Annotated in this window: 15 protein-coding genes, 1 pseudogene and 1 other annotated feature; all 16 genes and pseudogenes read left to right on the top strand. The window is 30.6% G+C overall.

What is annotated here, in order from left to right:
• The first annotated feature begins 397 nt into the window (after positions 1 to 397).
• The 16 genes and pseudogenes from AXY43_RS09120 to AXY43_RS27820 all read left to right on the top strand — a co-directional run bounded on the left by AXY43_RS09120 (position 398) and on the right by AXY43_RS27820 (position 16,329).
• Positions 398 to 1,825, top strand: coding sequence for an aminotransferase class I/II-fold pyridoxal phosphate-dependent enzyme (locus AXY43_RS09120; RefSeq protein WP_039768320.1), 1,428 nt, complete (start codon positions 398 to 400; stop codon positions 1,823 to 1,825).
• Between the two features lie 124 nt (positions 1,826 to 1,949).
• A complete protein-coding gene (locus tag AXY43_RS09115; RefSeq protein WP_039768318.1) occupies positions 1,950 to 2,249 on the top strand; it encodes an ATP-dependent Clp protease adaptor ClpS in 300 nt (99 codons plus the stop codon).
• Between the two features lie 3 nt (positions 2,250 to 2,252).
• Entirely contained in the window at positions 2,253 to 4,529 is a 2,277-nt protein-coding gene (clpA, locus tag AXY43_RS09110) for an ATP-dependent Clp protease ATP-binding subunit ClpA (protein ID WP_023973135.1), read from the top strand.
• Between the two features lie 242 nt (positions 4,530 to 4,771).
• Entirely contained in the window at positions 4,772 to 4,927 is a 156-nt protein-coding gene (locus AXY43_RS09105) for a zinc-ribbon domain-containing protein (protein WP_012060308.1), read from the top strand.
• A gap of 288 nt (positions 4,928 to 5,215) precedes the next feature.
• Positions 5,216 to 5,482 (top strand) — a binding site (T-box leader).
• A gap of 55 nt (positions 5,483 to 5,537) precedes the next feature.
• A complete protein-coding gene (locus AXY43_RS09100; RefSeq protein ID WP_012060307.1) occupies positions 5,538 to 6,017 on the top strand; it encodes an Lrp/AsnC family transcriptional regulator in 480 nt (159 codons plus the stop codon).
• Complete coding sequence (locus AXY43_RS09095; protein ID WP_012060306.1) at positions 6,014 to 7,186, top strand: aminotransferase class I/II-fold pyridoxal phosphate-dependent enzyme; 1,173 nt, start codon at positions 6,014 to 6,016, stop codon at positions 7,184 to 7,186. Before AXY43_RS09100 ends, AXY43_RS09095 begins: the two co-directional genes overlap by 4 nt.
• A 159-nt stretch (positions 7,187 to 7,345) precedes the next feature.
• A complete protein-coding gene (locus tag AXY43_RS27825; RefSeq protein WP_146145456.1) occupies positions 7,346 to 7,582 on the top strand; it encodes a hypothetical protein in 237 nt (78 codons plus the stop codon).
• A gap of 25 nt (positions 7,583 to 7,607) precedes the next feature.
• Positions 7,608 to 8,624: a LacI family DNA-binding transcriptional regulator gene (locus tag AXY43_RS09090; RefSeq protein WP_017210104.1), complete on the top strand. Its 1,017-nt coding sequence runs from the start codon at positions 7,608 to 7,610 to the stop codon at positions 8,622 to 8,624.
• A gap of 258 nt (positions 8,625 to 8,882) precedes the next feature.
• Positions 8,883 to 9,941: a BMP family lipoprotein gene (locus tag AXY43_RS09085; RefSeq protein ID WP_023973133.1), complete on the top strand. Its 1,059-nt coding sequence runs from the start codon at positions 8,883 to 8,885 to the stop codon at positions 9,939 to 9,941.
• A 194-nt stretch (positions 9,942 to 10,135) separates the two neighbouring features.
• The gene (locus AXY43_RS09080) at positions 10,136 to 11,686 is read left to right on the top strand and encodes an ABC transporter ATP-binding protein (RefSeq protein ID WP_023973132.1); all 1,551 of its coding nucleotides are present in this window, start codon (positions 10,136 to 10,138) and stop codon (positions 11,684 to 11,686) included.
• A complete protein-coding gene (locus AXY43_RS09075; RefSeq protein ID WP_023973131.1) occupies positions 11,661 to 12,788 on the top strand; it encodes an ABC transporter permease in 1,128 nt (375 codons plus the stop codon). Before AXY43_RS09080 ends, AXY43_RS09075 begins: the two co-directional genes overlap by 26 nt.
• On the top strand, positions 12,778 to 13,662 hold the full coding sequence (locus AXY43_RS09070) for an ABC transporter permease (RefSeq protein WP_023973130.1): 885 nt from the start codon (positions 12,778 to 12,780) through the stop codon (positions 13,660 to 13,662). Before AXY43_RS09075 ends, AXY43_RS09070 begins: the two co-directional genes overlap by 11 nt.
• A 211-nt stretch (positions 13,663 to 13,873) precedes the next feature.
• Positions 13,874 to 14,524 carry a deoxyribose-phosphate aldolase gene (gene deoC, locus AXY43_RS09065; RefSeq protein ID WP_023973129.1) on the top strand — a complete coding sequence of 217 codons (651 nt, stop codon included), beginning with the start codon at positions 13,874 to 13,876 and terminating at the stop codon, positions 14,522 to 14,524.
• A 74-nt stretch (positions 14,525 to 14,598) separates the two neighbouring features.
• Positions 14,599 to 15,311, top strand: a pseudogene (gene deoD / locus AXY43_RS09060) (purine-nucleoside phosphorylase).
• 394 nt (positions 15,312 to 15,705) lie between these two features.
• A complete protein-coding gene (locus AXY43_RS09055; protein ID WP_023973128.1) occupies positions 15,706 to 16,053 on the top strand; it encodes an arsenate reductase family protein in 348 nt (115 codons plus the stop codon).
• Between the two features lie 117 nt (positions 16,054 to 16,170).
• Positions 16,171 to 16,329, top strand: coding sequence for a hypothetical protein (locus AXY43_RS27820; RefSeq protein WP_023973127.1), 159 nt, complete (start codon positions 16,171 to 16,173; stop codon positions 16,327 to 16,329).
• Positions 16,330 to 16,347 lie beyond the last annotated feature (18 nt).

Genomic DNA, 16,347 nt, shown 5'->3' with positions numbered 1-16,347 from the left:
CTTTTGTCCATGGTTATAGATAAACAATATATAACCTAGACTTATGCAATAATCCACCGAAAGTAAAAACATTGTTATTTCACAGGACTATGAAAATTTCGCTGAAAGTTCTAAATTGCAGGTTGCACCACTAAGGCTTGCTCCCAATTTCATTGTGACAAGCATTAGTTGAACCAACCGTTAGCGGAAACTCGACTCACATACGTTCGCTGAGTAAGTGATTCACACCGAATCAAAGATTCGGGTTCACTACTTAAGAGCTTTTAACAGCTCATTTTCAATGCATGCTGCATAAAAATGTTTCTACTTTCTAGTATGGTATTTATTGAAAAGTATAGATCAAATTCTTAAGTTGTTTATCTATAATTATATCTGAAATTAGATAGGAGCGGTATTTTTGAAGTTACCATTATTAGAAGGATTACTTAAATACAATGATGAAGAAAATCTACTTCTTTCCATGCCAGGAAACAAGGGGGGGATTGGATTTGCTAGAGATGAAATTGGGCTGGAGTTTGTTAATAGAATGGGATTTTTAGATATAACAGAGGTCGACCCATTAGATAATTTGCATTATCCAGAAGGGATAATAAAGGAAGCTCAAGAGCTATTAGCTAAAACTTATAAGGCTAAGAAAGCCTATTTTTTAGTAAATGGAAGCTCATCAGGAAACTTAGCAGCTATGTTTTCAGCATTTGATGAGGGGGATGAAGTTTTAGTTGAAAGAAACTGCCATAAGTCAATTTATAATGGATTGATTATGAGAAAGTTAAAAGTTAAATACATAGAACCTATTATTGATGATGAATTAGGACTATTTTTACCACCTAATAAAGAGAATATATATAAAGCGTTAGAGAATTGCTCAAAACCAAAGGGGATTATAATAACATATCCAAATTATTTCGGAATTACATATGATATAGAAGAGATTATATGTAATTTGAAGGAAATAGGATTAAAAGTTATAATCGACTGTGCTCATGGAGCTCATTTTGGAATAAATAAAAGATTGCCAAAGTCTCTTGCGAGTTTAGGAGATTATGTGATTTTAAGTGCACATAAAACTTTACCAGCTCTAACTCAAGGCGCATATCTCTTAGTAAATGAAGATAATGACATAATAGATTTTTACATAAAGTTATTTACTACAACTTCACCATCTTATCTGATAATGGCATCTTTAGATTATGCAAGATATTATTTAGATACATACGGGAAAGATGATTATGATAAATTAATAAATGAATCTGAAAAGTGGAAGAAAAAAATTAATAAACTAGGAAAAGTTTATATATTAAGTGAAAGTGACTTAGATAAGCATAATGATAGAATAGAAGGATACAAAATTGATCCTAGTAGATATATAGTTATTCTTCCTAAAGGATATAATGGGCATAAATTTCTAGATTATCTAAGAGATAATAAGATACAGGCTGAGATGAGTTTTTCAAGAGGAGTTGTTTTAATCCTGTCACCATTTAATACAGAAGAAGATTTTAAAATTATATACGAAACTATTTTAAATTTAGATATGAGAAATATGTCTAGAGAAATAGAGATAAAATATTCTAGAAATATACCTATTAAAAAATTTGAGCCTTATGAAACTTTTAAATTAAAAAGCAGATGGTGTGAAATAGAAAAGTGTGAAGGTTTAGTAGCTAAAGAATCAATAATACCATATCCTCCAGGAATACCTTTGGTTTGCCCAGGAGAAATAATATCAAAAGATGTTATAGCAATAGTAAGGGACTATATTATAAATAAAAAAAGTATAATTGGAGTAAATAATAATAAAATTCTGATTTTAGATATAAATTAATATAAATGATGAATCTATAATTTACTATAATCCTATTGGTATAAGCTTAAATATTGTGTTAAAATATATCTATTTAGAATAATATATATGATGATAATATGCGGGGAGGGATAGACAATTATATATGGAAACAAATATTGTAACCAAACCAAAGAATAAAGTTAATGTGAAAAAGCCTAAGAATTATAAAGTTGTTATGTATAATGATGATTATACAACAATGGAATTCGTTATTAATATACTGGTAGTTGTATTTAATAAAAAGTTAATAGATGCTGAGAAGATAATGTTAGATGTGCATGAAAGGGGTAAGGGAATAGCAGGAATATATAGTTATGATATAGCAGCTACTAAAGTTTCAACTGCAATGTCAATGGCTAAAGAAAAAGGCTTTCCGTTTAAGCTTACTGTAGAGGAGGCGTAAAATATGAAAATTACGAATGAAGTTAATTTGATATTACTTAAAGCATACCAAGAAGCAAAAGAGAAAAGCAGCGAATATATTACACCAGAGCATTTACTGTATGCTGCAACTTTTGATAAGAATGTAGAGTATGCTATTAAAGAATGTGGTGGAAGTTTAGAAAATTTAAGATATAATTTGGCAACTTACGTGAAAACATATATAAATAAAATTGGTCAAGGAGAACCACAAGAGAGCATAGAGTTTCAAAGAGTCATTTTAACAGCAAATGAACAAATTAAGTATAGCGGGAAAGATGCAATTGACGTAGATCATATACTCTCTGCAATTTTTAATCTAGAAGATAGTTATGCACGATATTATCTAGAGCAAGAAGGCGTTACAAGAAGAGATTTGCTATATTCTTTGTGTCATAGTATAGATGAAGATACTCGAAATTCTTATGATGATGAAATGCAAGAAAATTTTAAAGAAGATGAGAATGAATTTACTGAGAATGAAAGTAAAGAAAAAGTGGAGAAGAAAAAAGAAGATGCATTTCTTAATAAGTTTACAATAGACCTTATTAAGAAAGCTACAGAAGAAGAAAATGATCCATTGATAGGACGAAAAGATATTTTAGAAAGAAGTATACAGATACTCTGTAGAAGGATAAAAAATAATCCTATACATGTAGGTGAGTCTGGAGTTGGTAAAACTGCTATAACTTTAGGACTTGCAAAGTTAATAAGTGAAGACAAGGTGCCAGAAAAATTAAAAGGAAGTTCTATGTTTTCTTTAGATATTGGATCTGTTATAGCAGGAACTAAGTATAGAGGAGATTTTGAAGAAAGAATAAAAAGAGTCTTAGATTTGATTAGCAAACAAGATAAGCCAATTGTATATATAGATGAAATTCATAATATTGTAGGTGCTGGAGCGTTAAATGGTGGCGCATTAGATGCGTCCAATTTGTTAAAGCCTTATCTTACAGAAGGAAAAATTAGATTTATTGGAGCTACTACTTTTGATGAATATAAAAAGTTTTTTGAAAAAGATAAAGCATTAAGTAGAAGATTCCAAAGAATAGATGTTAAAGAACCATCTATAAAAGAAGCTATACAAATATTAGATGGACTTAAAAAGAATTATGAAGAATATCATAATGTAAGTTATACAGATGAAGCAATTGGAGATGCAGTAACTCTAAGCGATAAGTATATTAATGACAGATATCTGCCAGATAAGGCTGTAGATATTATAGATGAAGCTGGAGCTTATGTTCGTATGCATAATGAAGATATGAATGAGCAGATTATAGTTGACAGAAAAACTATTGAGGAAATAATATCAAAGATTTGTAATATTCCAAAGCAAACTGTGGAAAGTAGCGAGATAAGTTCTTTAAAGCACTTAGAAAAGGACTTAAAGGAAAATATATTTTCACAGGATAAAGCCATTGAAGAAGTTGTAAGATGTATAAAGATGTCTAGATCTGGATTAAACGATGAAGATAAGCCAGTAGCATCGATGCTTTTTGTTGGGCCTACTGGAGTTGGAAAAACAGAGATTGCTAGATGCTTATCTAAAACTCTAGGAATAGATTTGATTAGATTTGACATGAGTGAATATACTGAAAAACATTCAGCTGCAAAACTCATAGGATCACCTCCAGGATATGTAGGTTATGAAGAAGGCGGACTTTTAACTGATTCAATAAGAAAAACGCCACATTGCGTATTATTACTGGATGAAATAGAAAAGGCACACCCGGATATTTTGGGTGTATTGCTTCAGGTTATGGATTATGCCACACTTACTGATAATAAAGGCAGGAAAGCTGATTTTAGAAACTCAATAATAATAATGACCTCTAATGCTGGAGCGAGAAATATAGGTAAAAAGCTTATTGGTTTCGGAGATAGAGAAGTCAAAGGTGAAGCTATAATGGAAGAAGTTAAAAAGTTCTTCACACCTGAATTTAGAAATAGACTGGATAAAATAATAGTATTTAATGGAATGACTGATATTATGGCAGCAAATGTTGCTAAAAAGCAATTAAATAACTTTAAAGATAAATTGAATTCTAAAAATGTTGAAATAGAATTTAGTGAAGAATGTGTAAATCACATTGCTAAAATAGGAACATCAGAGGAATTTGGGGCAAGAGAAATAGCAAGAGTTATAGCTTCGAATATAAAACCATTACTTGTTGATGAAATTTTATTTGGAAAGCTAAGCGAAGGTGGAAAGTGTGTAATTGATTTTGTAAATGAAAAATTTGAGTTGAAGATCAATTAAATCTACTTAAAGTAATGTGATTCATTATTATATATGAAAAAATAAATGTAAAAGAGTCCTAGTCCTATGTAATATCATCTGGAGAGATTACATGATAATTAAATATAAACTATATAATAACATGTTTTTGAATAAAAATTATGAAGATAGACATAATATTAAATGACAAAAAGAAATTTTTAAGCAAAAAGAGGAGGTGAACTATTGCAAAGTTATTTTAACTTGAGCAATGGAACATTAGAATGGAAGATAAGACATTAATATGCAAAGATTGTGGAAGAGAGTTCGTTTTTACTGTAGGAGAACAAGAATTTTATAAGGAAAAAGGTTTTGAAAATGAACCAGTAAGATGTCCTGACTGCAGGAGAGCTAGAAAGCAACAAAACAATAGAAGATAGAAAGTAATAAATTTTCTATTGATTGAGTAAGAAGCATAAGAGTGATTAAATCTTATGCTCCTTTTTATTTCCGTATGATATAAATATATTTTTTAGGGTCAATTTTAGTTAATTCAATAGAATATTCTGCATTTAAATAAAAAAATATAAAAAATATATTGAATTTTTTATACTTTTGCTAGTATAATATAAAGAAAGATTTGAATAAAAAGTGATTTGATTTTTCGTATAATCTTTTTTATTTAAAATTTTATAGTCATATTGGATAGTAATTTTAAAAATAAAGTTTTAAAGATAGTGATAAGGAAGAGTATATAAATGGTAAACTTTTAAGAGAGCTAGAGGTCGGTGGAATCTGGTAAGTATCCTTTATAGAAGCAGCCTTTGAATTTTATAGCTGAGAAATAAAAATTTTTAGAAAATAAGAATTTTTAATTAGGCTATAACGTGTTCCTCACGTTATAGAGGTGGAGTATAATATGTACTCTAGCTGAGTGAACAATTTTTAAGTTGTTTATTAGGGTGGTACCGCGAAGTAGTTCTTTCGTCCCTTATGTGGGATGGAGGACTTTTTTTATTTAATTATATTAAAATAAGGGGGTTATTTTCAATGGAGGAAATACTTGAGATATTAGAAAAAAATAGCAGATACAGTGATGAACAAATAGCAGTTATGACAGGTAAAACTGTTGAAGAAGTTAGAGAAGCAATAAGAGATTATGAGGAAAAAAGCATTATAGCAGGTTATACAACGCTTATAAATTGGGAAAATACAGGTAGTGAAACAGTAACAGCGTTAATAGAAGTTAAGATAACACCGCAGAGAGGTGTTGGATTTGATAAAGTTGCAGAAAGAATATATAAATTTTCAGAAGTTAAAGCATGTTACTTAATGTCTGGAGGTTTTGATTTAACGGTTATTGTTGAAGGAAAGACTATGAAGGAAGTTGCTCTTTTTGTATCAGAAAAACTAGCAGTGCAAGAATATGTATTAAGTACAGGTACTCACTTTGTATTGAAGAAATATAAAGATCATGGAAAGATATTTAAAGAAAAGAAGATAGAAGATAGGGAGGCAATATTTATATGAGATTAGAAGACATGATTTTAGACAACGTAAAAAATATGCCTCCGTCAGGAATAAGAAAATATTTTGATATAATAAATGAAATGGATGACGTTATTTCTCTAGGTGTAGGAGAACCAGATTTTGTAACTCCGTGGAATGTAAGAGAAGCTGGAATTTATTCTTTAGAGCAAGGACATACTCATTATTCTTCGAATGCAGGATTTATTGAGCTTCGTAGTGAGATATCAAAGTATCTTCATAGAAGATTTAATCTTAACTATAATCCAGAAGATGAAATAATAGTTACTGTTGGCGGAAGTGAAGGAATTGATATAGCACTTAGGGCATTAGTTGGGCCTGGAGATGAGGTTATAGTTCCAGAGCCAAGCTTTGTTGCATATAAGGGATGTACTGCATTTACTGGAGCAACAGCTAAGGTTTTGAACCTTAAAGCAGAAGATGAATTTAAACTTACTCCTGAGGATTTGGAGAAAGCAATTACACCTAGAACAAAGGTAGTTATAATACCGTTTCCTAATAACCCAACAGGTGCAATAATGACTAGAGATGAACTAGCAGGAATAGTAGAAGTTCTTAAAGATAAAAATATTATTGCAATTTCAGATGAAATATACTCAGAACTCTGCTATGGAGAGAAACATGTTTCAATAGCATCTTTTCCAGAAATGAGAGATAAGACTTTAGTTATAAATGGATTTTCTAAATCATATGCTATGACAGGATGGAGACTTGGGTATATCTGTGGACATCCGATTCTAATAGAAGCGATGAAGAAAATTCATCAATATGCTCTTATGTGTTCACCAACAACTGCTCAGTATGCAGCGATTGAAGCTTTAAAAAGTGGTGATAGAAGTGTAGAAGAAATGTGTAAGGAATATAATAGAAGAAGAAGAGTTCTATTGGATGGATTTAGAAAGATGGGATTAGAGTGTTTTGAGCCTCTTGGAGCATTTTATTTATTTCCAAGTATTAAATCTACAGGTATAACATCGGATGAATTCTGTGAACAACTGCTTATAAATGAAAAAGTATTAGTTATTCCGGGAAATGCTTTTGGTGATTGTGGAGAAGGATTTATAAGAGTTTGTTATGCGTCATCAATGGAAGATATTATGGAAGCATTGAAAAGAACAAAGAGATTTCTTGATAAATTGAGAGGAAAATAATAAAAATGGAGTGGTTTAAGTATAAAAATACTTTAGATCACTCCTTTAATATATACCTAGAGAAGAGTGAAATAAAATTATATTAATAAAAAAAGTTTGTAAATATACATATCATAAATTATACTAGTATAGACATAGAATGGCTTAAACTGAAGATAAATGGCATGTAGTATTGATAAATATTATAGTGAAATCAATAAAACTATGAATATTGACATCATATTCCTAATATATTATTATAAGTGTGGAAGCGATACCATAAATAGTTCGACTTTAAAAATAACTTGGCTTAAAGCCTTAGAAATTAAGAATTTAAGTTGTAAATTAATCTGGTCTATAAATAATAGTATTTCACGATTTAGTTTTAATAATGGAATAAATTTTGATGGATTATGAAAAAAATTTGACGAGGTGGGGTGTTATGTCAGTTACTATAAATGATATTGCGAAAAGGGCTAAAGTATCCTCGGCAACAGTTTCAAGAGTTCTTAATAATTCAGGTTATGTAAAAGAAGAAACTAGGCAAAGAATATTAGTCGCAATAAAAGAAATGAATTATACACCGAGTGCAATTGCAAGAAGTTTGTCGAAATGCGAGACTAATACTATAGGAGTTATCGTTCCAGATATAACTAATGCATATTTTGGAGAAATTATAAAAGGAGTAAGTGAGAGAGCAGAAAGAAATAATCTGAATATAATTTTGTTTAATACAGATAATTATTTAGAGAAGGAAGTGCGTGCTCTTAAATTGCTTAAAGAACAAAGAATTAAAGGAATTATAATGACTCCAGGATTTGGTGAAGAAAAGTTTAATGAAAATTATATTAAAACAATAAATACTTTAAATATTCCTATAATATTAGTTTCGGCTGATGTTAAATTTACAAAGTTAAATGGAGTTTTTGTAGATAATATAAAAGGTGGATTTGAGGCAACAAACCTGCTAATTAAAGAAGGTCATACTAAGATTGGAATAATGACAGGATTATTGAGTTCAGAACCAGTAATGGATAGATTAGAGGGCTATAAAAGAGCGCTAAAAGAAAATGATATTGATTTTTGCAGTAAATATGTTTTATATGGAGATTTTAAATTAGATAAGGCATATGAATTAACTAAAAAATTACTTAAAGAAAAAGACCGTCCTACAGCATTAGTTGTTTGCAGTAACATGATGACGATGGGAGTTATAAAAGCTCTAAAAGAAGAGAATAAGGATATTCCTAGAGACTTGGCTATAGTGGGATTTGATAAAATTGACTTTTTAGATATGGTGGGATTAAATATTACATATATGGAAGATTGTCCAATTGAGCTAGGGAGATCCTCCATGGATATGCTGTTTGATATTATTAGCAGCAATGAGGATGATAGTGTAAGAAGAAGGATAATTGCACCACAAATTGTAGTTAAAGGTTCAGAGAAAAAGATATAAATTTATATATACGCTGCAAAAGTAATTCTTCATCATAATTTTAAAAAAGATTGCAAAAATTTTAGTGGTAATTATGCATTGTGAATTACAACATATATACATAGTCACAAGTTGAATACATATTCGTAATATTAAAGTCAACATATTATAAATATAATTAATTAGAAGAATATTTATAATAACTGTTTTATTAAATTTAAATCGTGGATATTATCCATGAGTTTAAATATTAATTCTTATATTTTAGGAGGAAGGTTAATGAAAAAGAGATTATTATCATTATTAGCAGTTTCAGCAATAACAGTAACGTTATTCGCTGGATGTGGATCAAGTGGAAGCGGTACTAGTACAGCTGACAAAGGAAGCAGCAATGCAAAAGAATATCAAGTTGCTATGGTAACTGATACAGGTGGGGTAAATGACCAATCGTTTAATCAATCTTCATGGGAAGGCCTACAAAACTTCGAAAAAAACAATAAGGGTGCAAAAGTTAGTTACTTAGAATCTAAGCAAGAATCTGATTATGCTACTAATCTAGATAAAGTTGTAGATAGCGGCAATAAATTAGTTTGGGGTATTGGTTTTGCAATGTCAGATGCAATAACAAAGGCAGCAAAATCAAATCCAGATGTTAACTATGCTATAGTTGATAATTCATATGGAGATGATACTCCAGCTAATGTTACAGGAGTTATGTTTAATGCACAAGAACCTTCATTTATAGTTGGATATATAGCAGCTAAAACAACAAAAACAGGTAAAGTTGGATTTGTTGGTGGTATAAAAAGTGGAATTATAGATCAATTCCAATATGGATACCAAGCTGGTGTTCAATATGCAGCAAAAGAATTAGGTAAAGATATTACTGTAGATGTTCAATATGCTGAAAGTTTCTCTGATGCATCAAAGGGGAAAGCAATTGCAAATAAAATGTTCTCTTCAGGATGTGATATTGTATTCCACGCAGCAGGTGGAGTAGGTGTAGGTGTAATTGAAGCAGCTAAAGAAGCAAATAAGTTTGCAATAGGTGTTGACCGTGACCAAGCATATTTGGCTCCTGACAATGTATTAACATCAGCATTAAAACTTGCAAATGTTGCAGTTGAAAATCTTTCAAAAGAAGCTATGAGTGGAAATAAAATCGGTGGAAAAACATATACTTATGGTTTAAAAGAAAATGCAGTAGGAATTCCAACTGAAAATAAAAACATGGATCCAGAAGTTTATAAGGCAGCTATGGCAGTTCAAGACAAAATTAAGAACGGTGAAATAGTTCCACCTTATAATGAAGATACATTTAAAAGCTTCGGTAAATAAGGATAATTAAATAATATATGTGTGACAATGATAAATTTACATTTAAAGTTCTAGGAAGCTATGTGCAATGGCTTAAGGCTAAAATGCAGAAAATGAATTGTAATATATATATGGCAGATATGAAATAGGGATGGCTTTGCTAGCTAGTGATTCACTGTTAGCAAAGCATATTATTAATTAAGGGAGGACTTGGTATGGAAATTAGCAAACAATATGCAGTGCAGATGCGTGGAATTACAAAAATGTTTGGTTCATTCTGTGCCTTAGATGATATCAATATCGATATTAAAAGAGGTACAATTCATGCACTATTAGGAGAAAATGGAGCAGGTAAGAGTACACTGATGAATATACTTTACGGATTATATCAAGCTGACCGAGGAGAAATATATCTTAATGGTGAAAAGATAAATATTAAAAACCCTAATATAGCCATTGAAAATGGAATAGGAATGGTTCACCAACATTTTATGTTAGTTGAAAATTTTACAGTAACACAAAATATAGTATTAGGTAGTGAAATTACAAGTAAATTTGGCATATTAGACATGAAAAAAGCCCGCGCGGAAATATTAAATATTGTTAAAAAGTATGGATTAGAAGTAGATCCAGATGCAAAAATTGAAGATATTTCAGTGGGTATGCAACAACGTATTGAGATATTAAAAGCCTTATATCGTGGAGCTGATTTATTAATATTAGATGAACCGACAGCAGTGCTTACTCCTCAGGAAATTCAAGATTTAATAAAGATTATGAATAATCTTGTAGCAGATGGAAAAACAATAATTATAATTACACATAAATTAAAAGAAATAAAGGAATCTTCTGATGTCTGTACAATAATACGTAGAGGAAAATATATAGATACTGTTAATGTTAAAGAGGTAACAGGATCAGAGCTTGCCACAATGATGGTAGGTCATGCAGTTAAGTTAGTTGTTGATAAAGAGCCTGCAAAGCCAGATGAAGTTGTCTTTGAAATAGATAATTTAACTGTAAAAGATGAAAGAAAGTTAGATGCAGTTAAAAACTTATCACTTAAAGTACATAAAGGTGAAATTGTTGGTATTGCTGGAATTGATGGCAATGGACAAAAGGAATTGATCGAAGCAATTACATGCCTAACAAAATGTGAAAGCGGTACCATTAAAATAAATGGAGTAGAGATACAAAATACTACAACAGAAAATGTTATTAAGAATAAAGTATCAACAATACATGAAGATAGACAAAAGCGAGGACTTGTATTAGATTTCAGTGTTGCTGATAATGTAGTTATAGAAAAATATAAAAGCGAACCATATTGCAAAAATGGTTTCCTAAATAAAGACGAAATTATATCTCATACTAAAGATATGATAAAACAATATGATATAAGACCTGACAATTGTGAATTAATTCCTGTTAGAGGGTTATCAGGGGGAAATCAGCAAAAAGTTATAATTGCAAGAGAAGTAGCTAATGATCCAGACTTATTAATTGCAGTGCAGCCAACTCGTGGGCTTGATGTAGGAGCAATTGAATATGTTCATAAAACATTAATAAGGGAAAGAGATAAAGGCAAAGCGGTTTTGTTAGTTTCATTTGAACTTGATGAAGTTATGAATGTTTCTGATACTATAGCTGTAATTTATGCAGGGACTATTGTAGATACATTTAAGCAGGGAGATGTTGATGAAAATACAATAGGTTTATTAATGGCAGGAGGTAAAAGAAATGAAAACAGTGGCAAAGATTCTTAAAAAACCAGTTACTTCAACATTCATTGCAATATTTTTTGGCTTTATAGTTTCTGCAATAGTTCTTGGTATTGCAGGATATAACCCAATAGATGCTTTTAGTGCACTTTTTAACGGAATTTTTTCAAAACCTAAATATATATCTAATACAATTATTAAGGCCACTCCTATTATTTTAACTGGTTTAAGTGTTGCATTTGCTTTTAAAACAGGATTATTTAATATTGGAGCGGAAGGTCAATATATAGTAGGTACAATTGCATCAACTATAGTTGGAATCAAATTAAATTTGCCAGCAGTATTAGAAATTCCTTTAGTAATTTTAGCTGGTGTAGCTGCTGGAGCAGTATTTGGTGGTATTGTGGGAATTCTTAAGGCGAAATTCGGAATACATGAAGTTATAACCAGTATAATGCTGAATTGGATTGCATTATATTTATCTAATTTTGTTGTATCAACAGATGTATTTCACCAACCAGATTCAACAAGTACTTATATGATTAATGAATCTGGATTTACTACTATACTTGGCAATTGGAAGACATCTGATGCTGGAATGGAATTTCTTTCTCATCACAAATGGTTATCAGAAGTTTTGCTAAAAACAGATGTTAATATTGGAATTATCGTTGCTATTATAATGGCTGTGGTTATATCAATCTTATTATATAAATCAGCAAAAGGATACGAATTACGTGCAGTTGGATTAAATAAAGATGCAGCAGAATTTGCTGGAATAAATGTTAATCGTAATATAATTCAATCAATGGTAATTGCAGGTGCATTATCAGGTCTTGCTGGAGCATTAGCTATCACAGGCACAGCACCTCATAAGCTATCAACTATGGCTGCTTTTGAAAATAACGGATTTAATGGATTATCAGTTGCATTAATTGCAGGAAGTTCACCTATTGGATGTATATTTGGAGGATTGTTATATGGTGGATTACTATATGGAGGTCAATCTGTACAATCTGCTATAGGTGCACCATCAGAAATAATAAATATAATGATAGGTACTATTGTATTTTTCGTAGCATTAACTAAGATTGTACCTGCTTTAGCTGACAGACTTTTAAAGAGAGGTGAGAAGAATGTTAAATAGTATTGCACTATTAATAGGTATTACACTAATGTATTCAGCACCATTAATATTTGGAGCATTAGGTGGAGTTGTTTCTGAGCGTTCTGGAGTTGTAAATATCGGAATTGAAGGTATGATGACTATAGGTGCATTTACTGGTGCGGCAGTAGGATATTATTCTGGAAATGCATGGCTTGGATTTTTAGCTGCAGGAATTGCAGGGGGAATAATGGCTTTATTACATGCAGTTGCATCTATAACATTCAATGCTGATCAGACAATATCAGGTATTGCTATAAATTTATTAGGTGCAGGTTTCTCTTTATTTACATGTAGATTATTATTTGAAGGAGCTACTATGACTAAACCAGTAGCTACTAAATTACCTAAAGTATTTGGCGTAGATATTACAGTTTTTATAGCGATTTTAATTACAGTAGTCATTTGGTTTATTTTATATAAAACTAAATGGGGATTACGTATTCGTGCTGTAGGAGAGCATCCAGCAGCTGCAGATACTCTTGGAATAAGTGTAACTAGAACTCGTTACGTGTGTGTTATGATCTCTGGAATACTTGCAGGGTTTGGTGGAGCATCTATGACACTTGCAATAATAGCGCAATTCACTCCAACAGCAATCAGCGGTCAAGGCTTTATTGCATTAGCAGCAGTTATTTTTGGTAAATGGACTCCGCATGGCGCTTACGGAGCTTGTTTATTATTTGGATTTGCTCAAGCATTAACAGTTGTATTAGGTGGTGGAAACTTTGCTATTCCTTCGCAAATACTTGCAATGTTACCATATATTTTAACAATTGTAGTATTGATTCTTTTTGTTGGAAAATCAGTTGCACCAAAAGCTGATGGAGTTCCTTACGAAAAAGGTACTCGTTAATAGAAAGAAGAAAGATTGTTATTATCACAGGACTGCGAAAATTTCGCTGAAAGTGCTGATTGTTAATTCAAATTATCGTTATATATATGTTGTAGAATAATTCTACATCATAATTCTAGAAACATTGAAAGAATTTTAGCCGTAATTGTGAAATGTGCATTGTGAATTGTAACATATATAGTTATAAAATAAATTTAAGGAGTAATGAAATATGGATATAGCTAAATATATAGATCATACAATATTAAAACCAGAGGCAACAGTAGAGGATGTAAAAAAATTATGTAAGGAAGCTAAAGAATACAATTTTGCTTCAGTTTGCGTAAATGGATGTTATGCAAAATTAGTAAGTACTGAACTTATGGGGACTGATGTGAAGACATGTGTAGTTGTTGGATTTCCATTAGGTGCAATGACAAAGGAAGCTAAAGCTTTTGAAACAAATCAAGCCATTGAAAATGGAGCTACTGAAATAGATATGGTAATAAATGTTGGAGCATTAAAAGATAAAAATTATAGTTTACTTAAAGAAGATATAGAAGCAGTTGTAAATGCAGCCAAAGGAAAAGCATTAGTAAAGGTAATTATTGAAACATGTCTATTAAGTGATGAAGAAAAAGTTAAAGCTTGCGAAATAGCTAAAGAAGCTAAAGCTGATTTTGTTAAGACATCAACAGGATTTTCTAGTGGTGGAGCAACTAAAGAAGATATTGCTTTAATGAGAAAAACTGTTGGGTCAGATTTAGGTGTAAAAGCATCTGGAGGAGTAAGAGATTTTAAGACGGCTATGGATATGATAAATGCAGGAGCAAGTAGAATTGGCGCTAGTGCTAGTATATCTATAGTTAGTGAAAGCAAATAAATTATTATTATAAAATAGTTTAAATATATTAATCATTAATTGAGATGATGTGGTTAAAATTATGGAGGTAAAAAATGAGTGTTCATATTAATGCACCTGAAGGTGCTATTGCAGAAAGCGTATTATTACCAGGAGACCCTTTAAGAGCAAAGTTTATAGCAGAAAACTTTTTAGAAGATGTAGTTTGCTATAATGAAGTTAGAGGTATGTATGGGTTTACAGGAACATATAAAGGTAAGAAAATTTCAGTTCAGGGAACAGGAATGGGAATACCTTCAATTTCAATATATGCAAATGAATTGATACAAAGTTATGGAGTTAAAAATCTTATAAGAGTTGGAACATGCGGTGGATATAGCGAAAAAGTTAAGGTTAGAGATCTTATAATAGCTATGTCTGCATCAACAGATTCAAATCTTAATTTAGTAAGATTTCAAGGTAGAACATTTGCGCCAACAGCAAGTTTTGAATTATTGAAACCAGCATACGATATAGCGGTTGAAAAAGGTTTTGATCCTAAGGTTGGTAGCATATATAGCTCTGATGTATTTTATGGCGATGATGATGAAGATTGGAAGAAGTGGGCTAAGTTTGGTTGCTTAGGAGTAGAGATGGAAGCAGCAGCGTTATATACAATTGCAGCTAAATTTGGAGTTAATGCATTAGCTTTACTTACAGTAAGCGATCACTTTGTAACTGGAGAAGTTACAAGCGCAGAAGAAGACAATTGACATTTACAAATATGATGGAAGTTGCTTTAGATACTATAGCAAAAATAGAGAATTAGTATCAAAGAGTTAAAATAGTAATTTGAAAGAGAAGATTCTTACTTGAGGTTAGAGATAATCATATGCTAGTAATTAGTATATAATTAAAAGTAAGGATTTTCTTTTGTTATAATGCAAATTTTACATTGTTAATACACAATATAAAGTCAAAATATATTTGTTTTTTGTCCATAATCAAACTATGATTTAGTCATCAATATATTGCAAAAATAATGCTTCATAATAATTCTAAATATAGTGCATGAATTTTAACCATTATTGTGAATTATGAAATGTGCATTGTGATTGCAACACATATTTTAAATCTATATATAATTTAAAATAATGCATAGATTAGAATATTGTATGAGGCGACCTAAAGAAAATTAAAATGAAAGTAAGTGAAATGGATTTATGAATATACAAGTATTTGGAACTAAGAAATGCTTTGATACTAAAAAGGCAGAAAGATTTTTTAAAGAAAGAAATATAAAATTTCAGTTTATCGATTTAAATGAAAAGCCTATGAGCAAAGGCGAATTTAATAACATAATTAAAGCGGTGAGTATTAATGAATTAATAAATACGAAGGCAAAGGAATATGTAAAATTAAACTTTAATAATATACGAAGTGCAGAGATTAAAGCAGAATTATTATTAAAAAATCAAAAAGTTATAAATACTCCTATAGTAAGAAATGGTAAAGAAGCAACAGTTGGATATAAAGCAGAAGAATGGAATAGATGGATAGAAAACAACTAAAATAATGTTTGAAGATGATGCTACTATACCAACAGTTTCTATTTAATCTCATGTATACTATAGAATTTTTTTAGAATACTAAAATTGAGATTATTTTAGAAAGGATATGAAGTAGTTATGGCAAAAGCAGGAATGAGAAGACCAGACCCAAGTGAACCACATGGAACAGAAAGCAATCATAAAACACATTATAAAAAAAATGATGTAAAAGATGTTCCAATAGAGATACAAGGAAAAGCTAAGACTGGAAATAAGAAAGCGTCTTCCATAGAATAATGTGTGTATAAATAGAGT

Source organism: Clostridium sp. MF28, assembly GCF_002969175.1.
GTDB classification, from domain to species: domain Bacteria; phylum Bacillota; class Clostridia; order Clostridiales; family Clostridiaceae; genus Clostridium; species Clostridium beijerinckii.
Note: the sequence above shows the minus strand (reverse complement) of the source record. Positions and strands in the feature narration are given on the sequence as shown.